Here is a 13,436-nt window from a genome sequence, read left to right on the forward strand (position 1 = left end):
CGCCCCCGACCCGCCCGCAGGGAGCAACCATGACCCGTCCCCCCCGCCGCTCCGGCCGCCCGCACGCCGAGCCGCTGCGCACCCTCGACGAGAAGTTCGTCTCGAACGCCATCGTCTACGAGGTCGCCCGGCCGACCGGCTCGATGATCGTCGACGGCACCCCGTACCGCCGCGCGGACGGGTCGCTCGACCGCGATCTCGTCTACTCGGCGTGGGAGGAGTTCATCCGCAAGTCCCCCTCCGTCAGGCAGCGGCTCGCCCGGGCCCCGCTCGGGCTGTTCACGCCGTCGTGGGTGTCGGTCGACGAGATCGACGTGCGCGATCACGTGCGCTTCCACCCCGGAGTCGTCGAGTGGGATCCGCGCCACGTCGAGCTGCTCACGGGAGCGTTCAACGGTCCGATGGACCCCAAGGGTCCCCTCTGGGACATCCTCGTGGTCGAGCTCTCGACCGGTCAGCTCGGGTTCGCGGTGCGGATCCACCACGCCCTGGGCGACGGCATGTTCGGGCTCCTGCTGATCCAGGCGTTCTCCTCGGACGCTCCGGTCGAGTTCGAGCCCTACACCCGGGCGCCGATGCGGTTCCCTGAGGATCCGCGCGCGCCACGCGGCCCGCTCTCGCTCACCCTCGCCGCGCGGCGGCAGATCGCCTCGGGGCACGCCTCCCTGGCGGACGAGTGGGCCGAGTGGAAGCGCAAGCCGCTGAAGAAGCGGATCACCCGCGTCGGCGGCCGCAACATCCGCTCGCTGCGGGACGCGTACATCCGCCGCTCGGGGATGCTGGAGCGCAGCATCAAGCCGCGCGATGCCGCGATCCTGACCGTCGACCTGCCCACCGCCAAGTCGGCGGCCCGGGCCGCGGGCGGCTCGGTCGCCGATCTGACCGTCGCCCTCGCGCTGCACGCCTTCGCGGCGCTGCACCCGGAGCGGACCGAGATCGCGACGCTGGTCCCCGTCTCGCCGCGGCGCGAGAAGAACGCGGTGAAGCGCAACCACGTCTCGATGGTGCGGGTCGCCGTCCCGGTGTCGCTCGGCATCGCCGAGACGGTCGCGAGCGTGCGCGCGCAGGTGCAGTCCGCCGTGGACTCGGGCGAGAGCGGGATCACCCGCGGGGTGAAGGACTGGCTGGGCTACGCCTCCTACCTGCCCGTCTTCCTCCGCCGTCGCTGGTTCGGCACGGCCGAGATGGACTCGATGACGCTCTGGCCCGTGACGGAGCCGGACGACGAGGCGGCGGTGTTCGCCAGCTCGTTCCTCAAGCGCCTCGACATCGCGATCTCGATCCGCTCCGACCTCGACACGACGCTCTTCCTCGACTCGATCACCGAGTCGCTCGCCGAGATCGGCGCCCCCGTGATCGACCCCCTCTCGCGGCGCGCCGGCGCGGCCGCGTCCGCCGACCAGGACTCCGACGACGACCACAACTCCGACGACGACCACAACTCCGACGACGACCAGAACGGGACTACCCGATGAGCCAGGGCGGCGGACCGCTGCGCACCCTCACCAAGGTGCGCACCTACCTGCAGGCCGTGCGCCTGCTGCACTTCCACGCGTACAGCCACGCCGACCAGGTGCCGAGGCTGACCCGCGGAGCAGACGTCTCCTTCGCGCCGAACGTGTCCTTCAGGAACGCCGAGCGGATCACCCTCGGCGCCGGCACGCACATCGGCGAGAACTCGATCGTCTGGGCCGGCAACACGAGCGGCCGCATCACCTTCGGCGAGAAGTGCCTGCTGGCGCCGAACGTCACCGTCACCGCGTCGAACTACGGGATCGTCCAGGGCACGCCGGTGATGGACCAGGCGAAGATCGAGCGCGACATCGTGATCGGCCGCGACGTCTGGCTGGGCGCGAACGTCGTGGTGGTCGCCGGAGTCACGATCGGCGACGGCGCGATCGTCGGCGCCGGAGCGGTCGTCACGAAGGACCTCCCCGCGAACTGCATCGCCGGCGGCGTGCCCGCCAAGGTCATCGGGCAGCGTCCGGAGGCCCCCGGTGCCTGAGACCACGGACACCGGCCTCGCGATCGTCGTCGTCAGCTACAACACCCGCGAGAAGACCCTCGCCTGCCTCGACTCGATCCCGCGCGGCGACGCCCCGACTCCGCCGCACGTGATCGTGGTCGACAACGGCTCGGCCGACGGCAGCGCGGAGGCGATCCGCGCGGCCCACCCCGAGGCGACCGTGATCGAGGCGGGCGACAACCTCGGCTTCGCGCGCGGCGTGAACCGCGGAGTGGCCGCCGCGACCGAGCGCTACGTGCTGCTGCTCAACCCCGACACGCTCGTGCTCGACGGCTCGTTCCGCGCGCTGCTCGAGTTCGCCGTCGCGAACCCGCGCTACGGCGTCTACGGCGGGCGCACCCTCCGACCCGACGGCACCGTCGACCCGTCGTCGTGCTGGGGAGCGCCCACGCTCTGGTCGCTGCTGACCTACGCGACGATGCTCTCGACCGTGTTCCGGGGCAACCCGCTGCTCGACCCCGAGTCGCTCGGAGGCTGGCAGCGCGACACCGTGCGCGAGGTGCCGATCATCACCGGCTGCCTGCTGCTGATGGAGCGCGCCGAGTACGAGCGGGTCGGCCGCCTCGACGAGCGGTTCTTCCTCTACGGCGAGGACGCGGAGTTCTCGATCCGCGCCGCCCGCGCGGGCCTGCACCCGGTGATCGTCCCCTCCGCGGTGATCGTGCACGACGTCGGCGCCTCGACGCGGGACGCGGCCACCGAGGGCAACTCCGGGCGCAAGATGACGATGGTGATGGCCGGGAAGGTCACGATGATCCGCCTGTCGTGGAAGCCGCTGCCCGCCCGCGCCGGCATCGCGCTGCTGCAGGCCGGCGCCCTCGTCCGCGCCGGACTCGAGACCGCCACCCGCCGCAAGCGCCGCGCCTGGACCGAGGTCTGGCAGAAGCGCCGCGACTGGCGGGTCGGCTACCCCGAGGCCGAGCGCACCCTCTTCGGCCGCGTCCCCGGCTCCGGTGCGTCGACGGAGGCGGCCCGATGATCGCGGGCGGCACGCGCACCCTGCGCACGCGCCTGGCCACGCGGCTGCGCACGCTGCTGTCGGGCGAGAGCGCCGTGAGCCGGCACCTGCGGGTCGAGGCGGAGCCCGCGTTCCGCACGCGCTACGCGAACCCGTACAACGCCCGTCTGTACACGGCGATGACCGCCGAGGGCGTGCTGGTGCGCGACCTGTCGTGGCTGCGCCTGCTGGTCTCGAAGGTCGACGTCGTGCACCTGCACTGGCCCGACCTCACCTTCCTCAGCGGTGTGCGCCGCTACCGGATCGTGGCGCGGCTGGTCTTCTTCTTCGCCTTCCTGCGCATCGCGCGGCTCCGGGGCACCCGGCTGATCTGGACCGCGCACAACGTCGCGTCGCACGAGGAGCGGGCGACGCCGTTCCTCCGCAACTGGTACCGCCGTGTGCTGACCGAGAACCTCGACGCGATCATCTGCCTCTCGCAGGAGGGAGTGACCGCGATGCGCCGCTCCTACCCCGAGCTCGCCGCGGTGCCCGCCTACGTGACTCCGCACGGCCACTACCGGCACGACTACGACTTCTCGCCGAGCCGGGCCGAGGCCCGGGCCGAGCTCGGGCTCGACGCCGACGCCCGCCTGGTCGTCTCGGTCGGGCAGATCCGCCCCTACAAGAACATCCCGACGCTGGTCGAGCAGTTCCGCGCCCGCGCCGACGACGGCACGCAGCTCGCGGTCGCCGGCAACCCGGCCCGCGGTCCGCTGCGCGGAGTGATCGAGGAGGCGGCGGCCGGCGACGAGCGCATCCGGCTCGAGCTCTCGTTCCTCAGCGACGAGCGGATGGCGCTCTGGCTGCGGGCGAGCGATCTCGTGGTGCTCCCCTACTCCGCGATCCAGAACTCCGGATCGGCGATCCTCGCGGTGTCGGCCGACCGCCCCGTGCTGGTGCCCGATCTCGGCGCGATGCACGAGCTGGCGGCGCTGGTGGGCTCCGACTGGGTGCGGCTCTACGACGGCGGCTTCGACGGCGCCGTGCTCGACGAGGCGCTCGAGTGGGTCGACGGCCTCGACTCCGACCGCCGCGCCGACCTCTCGGCGCTCGAGTGGGACGCCATCGCACGAGCGACGATCGACGTCTACCGCCTCGTTCTGGGGGCAGATCGTCCGCGTGTCGTTTCCTGAATTCTCGGAAACGTAATGCGCGGGAAACCTTCCTCCCGCTAGTTTGAGCAATTACCACCCCCTTTTGCCCTCCGCTCGGCGCCTCCCCGCGCCGGCCGGTCGTCGGTCACCCCTGCCCGGCGCCTCCGCTCCGCTCCATCGCCCCACCCCGCCGCACAGAAACACACAGGCCTCCGTGACCTCTCGCTCCACCTCGTCGCTCCGTCCCGCCGGACGGCTGCGCCGCCTCCTGACCGCCACCGCTGTGACAGCACTGATCGCCTCGGGAGTGCTGGCCACCGCCGCTCCCGCGCAGGCGGCCGACGCCGGACGCTACGTCGTCACCGTCGACTCCAGCGCGGTCTCGACCAGCCTCGTGCGCGCACTGGGCATCACGCTCGACCAGTCCTACGGCGGAGGCGTCGCCGGGTTCACCGCGACGCTCACCGCCCGCCAGCACGCGGTCCTCGCCGCCGACAGCCGCGTCCTCGCACTGTCGCCCGCCGACCAGGTCGTCGACGGCGCTGCGCAGACCACCCCCTCGCACGTGCTCACGGCCGAGGCCGACAAGGCCCCCGTGCTCGCCGGCGACGGCGTCACCTCGTGGAACGGCCCCGCCGTCGCGGTCATCGACTCCGGCGTGAGCAGCCACTCCGACTACAACCTGGCCAAGCAGGTCAACTGCTTCGGCTCCGGTACCGCCGACGACGCCAACGGCCACGGCACCGGCGTGTCCGGCTACATGGCCGCTCTCGACAACGGCTCGGGGACCGTGGGCGTCGCCCCCGGTGCTCCGGTCTACTCGGTCCGCGCCCTCGACGCGAACAACAAGGGCACGATCTCGACCCTGATGTGCGCCCTCGACTGGGTGTCGCAGAACGCCGCGACCTACAACATCAAGGTCGTCAACATGTCGCTCGCCACGAACGGCGCCGACGACAAGAACTGCGGCCGCACGAACGGCGACGCGATCCACCAGTCGGTCTGCGACCTGGCCGCGAAGGGCGTGACCATCGTGTCCGCCGCCGGCAACTCGACCGCCGACCTCGCGGGCTACATCCCCGCCGCCTACGACGAGGTGCTCGCCGTCACCAACTTCGCCAACTACGACGGCAAGCCCGGCTCGCTCGCAGCCGTGCCCTGCTCCGGAGTGACGACGAAGGACGACAACTACACGATCAACAGCAACTTCGCCTCGACCGCCGACGCCGCGCACACCATCGCCGCCCCCGGCACGTGCCCGTACACGACGAAGAAGGGCAACACCTACGCCTACATCCAGACCGGCACGAGCATGTCGACGGCCGCCGCCTCCGGTGTCGTCCTCGACTGCCTCGCCTCCGGCGGAGCCTGCGTCGGCAAGGCCCCCGCGCAGGTCATCAGCACGGTGATCGCCCAGGCCAAGTCGGCCACGGTCGACCGCGGCCGCACCTTCGCCGGCGACCCGACCAGGCCCGTCTCCGGCCGCTACTACGGCTACGGCGTGAGCACCGTCCCGGCCGGCACGGTCACCGCACCGACACCCACCCCGACGGCCACGCCCACCGCCACGGCCACGCCCACCGCGACCCCCACGGCCACGCCGACCGCTACCGCGACCCCGAAGCCGACCGCGACGCCGACGCCCACCGCGACCCCGACGCCCACCGCGACGCCGACGCCCACCGCGACCGCGACGCCCAAGCCGACGGCCACTCCGACCGCCACCGCGACCCCCACCGCGGGGACCGACACCGTCAAGCCGCAGGCGCAGATCGTCTCACCCGCCAGCCAGACGACCGTCACCGGCACCGTGACCCTCGTGGCCAACGCCAGCGACAACGTCGGGGTCTCCTCGGTCGCCTTCTGGTCGGGCTCGACCAAGCTCGGCAACGCGGTGAAGCAGGCCGACGGCACCTGGACGCTGACGGCCAACAGCAAGACCTGGCCCAACGCGACCTACGTCGTCGTCGCCAAGGCGACCGACGCCGCCGGCAACATCGGCACCAGCGCGTCGATCACCCTGGTCATCAAGAACTGATCTCCTCCGCCACCGACTGACCGCGACCACGGCACCGCATCGCCCGCAGCGCACGACGACCACCAGACGCACCGCCCGCCCGGAACGCCGTACGCGCCCGGGGCCGCCTCCCTCAGGAGAGGCCGGCCCCGGGCGGCCTGCCGACTCCGGGCGACTCCCTCGCCAGCACGAGTCGAACGGAATCCCCCGCCATGTCCCGAGCCCTCCCCCCGAGACTCTCGCCGCACCGATCCCTGAGTGCCGTCCTCCTCGCGCTCTCCGTCCTCCTCGCGACGCTGTTCGTCGCCCCCGCGGCGAACGCCGCCGGAGCCGACCGCTGGACCTCCCCCACCGGCTCGGGGACCACCTGCACCCAGAGCGCCCCCTGCACCCTCGCCGTCGGCGTGCAGGACGCGCCGGCCGGCAGCACCGTCCTGCTGACCTCGGGCACCTACCCCGACGTGAACCTCAAGGGCGGCAGGGCCACGACCGCCGCTCCCCTGCTCGTGACCCCCGCCCCCGGCGCCTCGCCGGTGTTCGACCGGGTCAAGAGCTACGTGTCCCACGTGGTCTGGTCGAGGATCTCGGTCGCGGTGACGTTCTACCTCTACGGCGCCGACCAGACCGTCGAGTCCTCGAGCTTCGACGGCGGCGGCCTCTTCGTCCGCAACGACGGCGCGGTCGTCCGCGACTCGTCGTTCCGGAACGGCTCGTCGATCGACGGCATCCAGGTCGGCGGCGCGTCCGACGTGCTCATCGAGAACAACACGGTGCGCGACTACGACCAGGACAAGAACAACGGGCTGCACGCCGACTGCGTGCAGGTCTTCGAGAGCAACGGCGTCACCATCCGCGGCAACCACCTCTCGAACTGCTACAACGCGGGCATCATCTTCTCGCCGGGCGCGGGCGACGGCATGAGCGACATCACCGTCGAGTCCAACTTCGTGCAGAGCTGCATCGTCAAGACGGCGCAGTGCCGCGGAGGCTCGGCCGCCGACTTCCGCGAGCCGTCGGCCAGCGACCTGCTGATCCGCAACAACACCTTCGTCGACGGCTCGCTGCGCGTCGGCGGGGCCGCGAACACGACCTTCGACCGCAACATCGTCAGCTACCTCGCCGCGTGCGACAGCCCGATGACCAACACGATCGTCGCGACCTGGAACACCAAGATGTGCGCCGCTCCCGCGCTGCTGAACCAGCAGGGCAACGTGCAGGGCTCGCCGCGCTTCGTGGACGAGGACGGCGGCGACCTGCACCTCGTCAGCGGGAACGACGCCGTCATCGCCGGCTGGGGCTCGAGCGCTCCCGCCGCGAGGGACATCGACGGGCAGGCCTTCGCGAAGACCACCGCGGGCGCCGACTCGGCCGGCTCCTCGGGCACCCCGACCCCTGCTCCGACGACGACGGCGACGACCACCCCCACGGCCGTCCCGACGGCGGAGCCCACTGCGGAGCCGACCGAGGAGCCCAGCGCGACTCCGACGCCGAAGCCGACCGCGACGACGCCCGTGCCGACTCCGACCTCCACCGGCCCGGCGCAGCCGGAGGCGCCCGAGGAGGACACGACCGCACCGTCGGTCGAGATCACCTCGCCGCTCGACGGCGCCGTGATCAAGGGCATCACGACCGCGAGCGTCGAGGCGACCGACGACACCGGAGTGACGGCCGTCGCGTTCTACGTGGGCACGCTCAAGGTCGGCGACGCCGTGCAGACCGGTGAGTCGACCTGGTCGCTGACCGCCAGCACGGTCGGAATCGTCGGGACGTTCCCGCTGACGGCCCGGGCGACGGACGCCGCCGGCAACACCGCGAACAGCACGCCGGTGACGGTCACGCTGATCAAGCAGGAGTGATCGCCGCGGCGTCAACCTCCGGCGCCCGGCGCCCGCGATCCGTAGCGTCGGAGACGTGCGGCCGATCTCCGGCGCACGGAGAGGCGACGATGAGCCAGAGCGAGAAGAACCAGCCCGAGCAGGACCAGCCCGTCATGGACGGCGCCGACGACGCGAGCAACGACGAGAAGCTGAGCGGCCTCATCGAGCAGGTCGACCAGGACCACGGCTCCGAGGGCGCGGGCGCCATGGCCGACGCCCTGCGCGACCGCGCCGACGAGACCGACACCGAGCTCACCGCCGACGAGGCCTGACCGAGACCTCCCACCCTCCAGAAGTTGCGGTAGTCGCGCTCGACTACCGCAACTTCTGAGGAATGGGGCGCCCTGGCCGGAACCGCCGGATCACTCCGCAGAAGTCGTCGTGCTCGAGCACCGACTACGACGACTTCTGGCGTCTCGACGCGCCTCACCCTGACCTCGCGCAGGTGAAACCTTCCACACTCCGAAAGTTGCGGTACTCGCGCTCGACTACCGCAACTTTTGAGTGGTGGGTAGGGAAGACGGCGGCGGGAACGCGCGGCGGGGCGCCGGCGCGGTCGGGGGCAGCGCCGCGCGGGCTTGGTCCAGGAAGACCGCGGTCATGACGACGCGGGTGCGCGCCGGGGACGAGTCGAGCGGGCCGATCAGCGACTCGATCCGGTCGAGGCGGTCGTAGAGCGTCTGGCGGCCGATGCCGAGAGCGGCGGCGGTCGCGGTCTTGCTCCCCCAGTGCGAGGCGAACGCCTCGAGGGTGACGAGCTGGTCGTCCCGCAGCGCCCCGAGCACCTCCTCGATCAGGTCGTCGGCCTCGACGTCTCCGTGCAGCGAGCTCGCGAAGCGCGCCAGGCGGTGCTGGCGGGAGTCGACCACTCCGCCGCCCGCCGGCGCCCAGTCGCGGACGCCCCGCACCTCCGACAGCTCGCGCTGGACCCGCCGCTGGTCGCCGAGCCCGCTGCCGACGCAGACCAGGGCACCGGACCCGCCGCCGAGCGCCGCCCCGCGGTCGAGGAGGGTCGCGCGCCCCTCCTCCATCGCGGCCGCCCCGCCGAACGGCAGCAGCGCCAGGACCTCGGCGCCGACCACGCAGAGCACCGGCCCGGGGTCGGCTCCGACGCCCCCGAGCAGCTCGCGGAGGGCGCGGAGCACGCGGTCGTCGTGCCCGGTGTCGGCCCACACCCCGAGGTAGCGCTCGCGCGAGGAGGCACCCAGCCTGCCCAGGAAGGCGTCGATCTGCAGGTCGGCCGCAGCCTCCGCCCGCGACTGCTCGGCCGTCGCGACGGTGAACAGCTGCGCGGTGAGCCGCTCGGTGACCGACGGCGGACGGTGCCGCAGCAGCGCGATCGCCAGCACGTCCGGCGCGCGATCGAGCGCGACGGCGACCGAGTGCAGATCGGCGGCCTCGTGGGCGCGCAGGTGCAGCGTCCCGAGCAGCGAGTCGCCCGACCGCAGCACGTTCGAGAAGGTGCCGGCCGTCGGCGCGTCGTCGACCCCGCGCCCCGGCGAGGCGCGCGCGATCTCCTCCCCCGTGAGCGAGACCAGCGAGGCGGAGGCGCCGGTCGCGGTCGAGACCACGCGGAGCAGCTCGCCGATGCCCGCGTCGGCGGCGGCTGCGTCGCTGAGCAGGGCGGACAGTCTGTCCGCCAGCCGGAGGCTCCGGAACTTCTGCTCGGTGAGGTGCGTGTTGATGCTCTCGCAGACCTGCACGAACGGCACCCGGCGCGAGAGGGCGATCACCGGGAGGCCCCGCTCGTCGGCGGCGGCCACGATCGGCGCCGGCACTGCGGGCAGTCGCGGCGAGAGCTCGACGGCGAGCGCCCCGACGCGAGCCTCGACCAGGGATTCCACGTAGCGCCGGCACTCCGCGGGGTCCTGGTCGGTCGAGAGGAGCGCGCCCTCCATCAGCAGCAGCTCGCCACCCAGGAGGAGGGGGGCGATGTCGAGCTGCTCGCTCGCGTGCGCCCAGCGGATCAGCGCCCGATCGGCCGAGGCGCCCCCGGCGACGACCTCGGGCAGCGAGGCCGAGAGGAGGGGGTCGCGGAGCGCGTCCGCGAGCAGGTAGGCCATACAGAACGTCCTCTCGCGTCACCGCGAATTTACACGGTGGCGCGCCCGGCGAAACGGTGCGGAACGAGAGTGGACCCGCACCCCCGCCGCCCCCACCTCACGCCCCTTCGAGAGGAACCGCCATGAGCACCGACGCCCTGCACGACACCGAGGACGCGCTCACGCCGCTCCCCGACTCCCGCCGCACCGCCCGCCTCGACGGCCAGTTCTGGATCTGGGCGGGCGCCAACATCGCCCCGATCAACTGGGTGCTCGGCGCGCTCGGCGTCAACATGGGCCTCGGCCTGTGGGACACGATCACCGTCCTGGTCCTCGGCAACGTCGTCGGCATGGCCGTCTTCGGCTTCTTCGTCCTGCTCGGCCAGCGCACCGGAGCGACCGGCATGCTGGTCGGCCGCTCCGTCTTCGGGCGCCGCGGCAACTACGCGCCCGCCGCCATCCAGGCCGTCGTCGTCATCGGCTGGTGCGCGATCAACACCTGGATCGTCCTCGACCTGGTGATCGCGCTGCTCGGCTCCGTCGGGATCGTCGATCCGGAGGACGCGAACATTGGCTGGAAGATCGCCGTCGCCGCCGTGATCATGGCGATCCAGGTCGCGATCTCGTTCCTCGGCTACCGCGCGATCGCGGCGTTCGAGCGCTGGACCGTGCCGCCGACCCTCCTGGTGCTCGCGCTCATGTCGATCGTGGCCTGGTTCTTCCTCGACATCGACTGGTCGTACGCCGGCCCCGCAGAGGGCGCCCTGACCGGAGGCGACCGCCTCGCCGCCATGTCGATCGTCATGACCGCGATCGGCATCGGCTGGGGCCTCACCTGGCTGGCCTACGCCGGCGACTACTCCCGCTTCGTCAGCCCCACGGCCTCGAAGCGCAAGCTCTACTTCGCCAGCGTCCTCGGCCAGTTCATCCCCGTCGTCTGGCTGGGCGTGCTCGGCGCGACCCTCGCCACCAAGAACGGCTCGGTCGACCCCGGCCAGCTGATCGTCGAGAACTTCGGCGCCCTCGCGATCCCGGTGCTGCTGCTCGTGGTGCACGGCCCGATCGCGACGAACGTGCTCAACATCTACTCGTTCGGCATGGCCACCCAGGCCCTCGACATCCGGCTCGGCCGGCGCGCGCTGAGCCTGATCGTCGGCGTGCTCGCCTTCATCGCGGCGGTCTTCTTCATCTTCCAGGACGACCTGGCGACGACCCTCGACGCCTGGCTCGTGGGCCTGGTCGGCTGGGTCGCTCCGTGGGGCGCGATCGTGCTCGTGCACTACGCGGTGTTCGAGCCGCGCGTGCGCTCGTTCGGGCACCTCTTCGCCCCGGTCGGCTCGCCGCTGCTGCCGGATGTCCGCTGGCGCGCGCTGCTCTCGTTCGCGATCGGCGCGACGCTGACCTGGCTGTTCATGAACGGCTCGGTGCCGGCCCTCCAGGGCCCCGCGGCGACGGCTCTCGGCGGCATCGACGTGTCGTGGCTCGCCGGCGGCGTGTCGGCCGGAGTCGCCTACCTCCTCCTCGGGCGCGGCGACGCCGCCGCCTGGGTCGAGCGCCGGGAGGCCGCCGCGCCCGCCGCGCAGCCCGAGCCCGCCCGCCGCTGACCGCACCTCCTCACCGCCGCACCCCAGCACCCGCGCACCACGAACGGAACCGCCATGCCCCTCCTCATCACCGACGCCTCCGTCATCACCATGGACCCGGTCTCGGGCGCCGTCCCGATCACGGCGAGCATCCGCATCGTCGACGACGTCATCACCGCGATCGGCCCGGGCCTCTCGCCCGAGCCGGGCGACGAGATCATCGACGGCCGCGACCGGCTGGTGACTCCCGGCTTCGTCAACGCGCACACCCACTCGTGGGAGTACCTCTACAAGGGGCGCTACGACAACCTGCCCCTGGAGCTGTGGATGCTGCTGTCGTACCCGATCCTCGGGAACAGCCGCGTCGCTCCGGATCTCGTGAAGCTGCGGTCGTCGCTGTTCGCGCTGGAGTCGCTGAAGGCCGGGGTCACGACGCTCGTCGACGACGTGCTCGAGAACCCGGACCAGGACGCGGAGCAGCTCGCGGCGGTCTTCGACGCGTACGACGAGATCGGGATCCGGGCGAACATCTCGGGGCACGTGATCAGCAAGCCGTTCTACGAGACGATGCCGTTCGTCGAGGAGTACCTGCCCGCCGAGATCCTCGACTCTGTGCGCTCGGCCGCGCGACCGACGACGGAGGGGTACCTCGCGTTCAGCCGCGAGGCGTTCGCGACCCAGCACGGTCGCGCCGGCGGGCGGCTCCGCTACATGGTCGCTCCCTCGGCGCCCCAGCGCTGCGGGCCCGAGCTGCTGACCGGGGCGACCGAGCTCGCGCTCGAGCACGGCGCCGAGTGCCACATCCACGTGCTCGAGACCAAGACGCAGCTGGTGACGGGCGAGGAGTTCCACGGCTCGACCCTGGTCGAGTACATGGAGCGGATCGGCGCGCTCTCGACCAACACGACGTTCGCGCACGGGATCTGGCTGACCGACTCCGACATGGACCGCGTGGCGGCGGCCGGCACCTCGATCTCGCACAACCCGATCTCGAACCTCAAGCTCGGCTCGGGCATCGCGCCGTGGCGGGCGCTGCACGACGCGGGCGTGAACCTGGGCCTGGGCACCGACGGCTGCTCGAGCAGCGACTCCCCGCGGATGCTCGACGTGGTGAAGGCCGCGGCGCTGCTGCACAAGGTGACCGACCCCGGCATCGCGACGTGGCCGACGGTGGCGGAGGTGCTCACCGCGGGGACGATCGGAGGCGCGCGCAGCGCCGTGCTCGACAGCGTCACCGGCAGCATCGAGGTCGGCAAGCAGGCCGACCTCGTGGTCTTCGACCTCGAGACGCTGAACTTCACTCCGCGCCAGCGACTCGAGAACCAGCTGGTGTACTCCGAGAACGGCTCGTCGATCGACGCGGTGATCGTGGCCGGGCGGATCGTCGTGGCGGGCGGGCGCTCGACCACGGTCGACGAGGCGGCGCTCCGGGCCGACCTCGCCGCGCAGCTCGGCGAGATCGTCGCCTGGCAGGACTCGCTCGACCGCACGAACGGCGTGCTGACGGAGCCGCTGCACCGCATGTACGAGCGCGCCATGCGCCGCGACGCCCCGATCGACCGCTTCAGCGGCCGCCGCCTGGTCTGAGCGCGCCCGCTGACGCACCTCAGAGGTGCGTTCGAGGCGCCCGAGTCGCGTTCGGGCGGGTGCACGGCGCGGCGTACCCGGTCCTCGCCCCGGCATGGGGCGCACCCGGGCGGAGGAACCCTCATCACGAACGCGTGTTCGAGGTCCGCACATAGTGTCGCTCGGAGAACGCCGGGGTCCTCTCCGGCCGTCGCCCAGGCGACCCGGCTC

General features: G+C 72.2%; 10 protein-coding genes. 9 read left to right on the plus strand and 1 reads right to left on the minus strand.

All coding sequences use genetic code 11. From position 1 onward, the window contains the following. Nucleotides 1-29: 29 nt before the first annotated feature. The 7 genes from GRS96_RS00430 to GRS96_RS00460 all read left to right on the plus strand — a co-directional run bounded on the left by GRS96_RS00430 (nt 30) and on the right by GRS96_RS00460 (nt 8,286). Nucleotides 30-1,475, plus strand: a complete 1,446-nt coding sequence (locus tag GRS96_RS00430) for a wax ester/triacylglycerol synthase domain-containing protein (RefSeq protein ID WP_159987421.1) — start codon at nt 30-32, stop codon at nt 1,473-1,475. Next, entirely contained in the window at nt 1,472-2,005 is a 534-nt protein-coding gene (locus GRS96_RS00435; protein ID WP_159855552.1) for an acyltransferase, read from the plus strand. Before GRS96_RS00430 ends, GRS96_RS00435 begins: the two co-directional genes overlap by 4 nt. Further along, complete coding sequence (locus tag GRS96_RS00440; protein ID WP_159855550.1) at nt 1,998-3,005, plus strand: glycosyltransferase family 2 protein; 1,008 nt, start codon at nt 1,998-2,000, stop codon at nt 3,003-3,005. The genes GRS96_RS00435 and GRS96_RS00440 overlap by 8 nt, the downstream gene beginning before the upstream one ends. Beyond that, nucleotides 3,002-4,159, plus strand: a complete 1,158-nt coding sequence (locus GRS96_RS00445; RefSeq protein ID WP_159855548.1) for a glycosyltransferase family 4 protein — start codon at nt 3,002-3,004, stop codon at nt 4,157-4,159. Before GRS96_RS00440 ends, GRS96_RS00445 begins: the two co-directional genes overlap by 4 nt. Before the next feature lie 175 nt (nt 4,160-4,334). After that, nucleotides 4,335-6,158, plus strand: coding sequence for an Ig-like domain-containing protein (locus GRS96_RS00450; RefSeq protein ID WP_159987422.1), 1,824 nt, complete (start codon nt 4,335-4,337; stop codon nt 6,156-6,158). 191 nt (nt 6,159-6,349) lie between these two features. Beyond that, entirely contained in the window at nt 6,350-7,993 is a 1,644-nt protein-coding gene (locus GRS96_RS00455) for a right-handed parallel beta-helix repeat-containing protein (RefSeq protein WP_159987423.1), read from the plus strand. Nucleotides 7,994-8,082: 89 nt separating this feature from the next. Continuing rightward, nucleotides 8,083-8,286, plus strand: a complete 204-nt coding sequence (locus tag GRS96_RS00460) for a hypothetical protein (protein WP_159987424.1) — start codon at nt 8,083-8,085, stop codon at nt 8,284-8,286. Nucleotides 8,287-8,502: 216 nt separating this feature from the next. On the opposite strand, the gene GRS96_RS00465 is transcribed toward GRS96_RS00460, so the two are convergent. Continuing rightward, nucleotides 8,503-10,077: a PucR family transcriptional regulator gene (locus tag GRS96_RS00465; RefSeq protein WP_159987425.1), complete on the minus strand. Its 1,575-nt coding sequence runs from the start codon at nt 10,075-10,077 to the stop codon at nt 8,503-8,505. 122 nt (nt 10,078-10,199) lie between these two features. Here GRS96_RS00465 and GRS96_RS00470 point away from each other — a divergent pair, with 122 nt between their 5' ends. Both GRS96_RS00470 and GRS96_RS00475 read left to right on the plus strand, forming a co-directional pair. Next, nucleotides 10,200-11,660, plus strand: coding sequence for a purine-cytosine permease family protein (locus GRS96_RS00470; RefSeq protein WP_159855538.1), 1,461 nt, complete (start codon nt 10,200-10,202; stop codon nt 11,658-11,660). Nucleotides 11,661-11,714: 54 nt separating this feature from the next. Further along, nucleotides 11,715-13,226 carry an amidohydrolase family protein gene (locus GRS96_RS00475; protein ID WP_159987426.1) on the plus strand — a complete coding sequence of 504 codons (1,512 nt, stop codon included), beginning with the start codon at nt 11,715-11,717 and terminating at the stop codon, nt 13,224-13,226. Nucleotides 13,227-13,436: the final 210 nt, after the last annotated feature.

The organism is Rathayibacter sp. VKM Ac-2803 (assembly GCF_009807175.1).
Lineage (GTDB): Bacteria > Actinomycetota > Actinomycetes > Actinomycetales > Microbacteriaceae > Rathayibacter.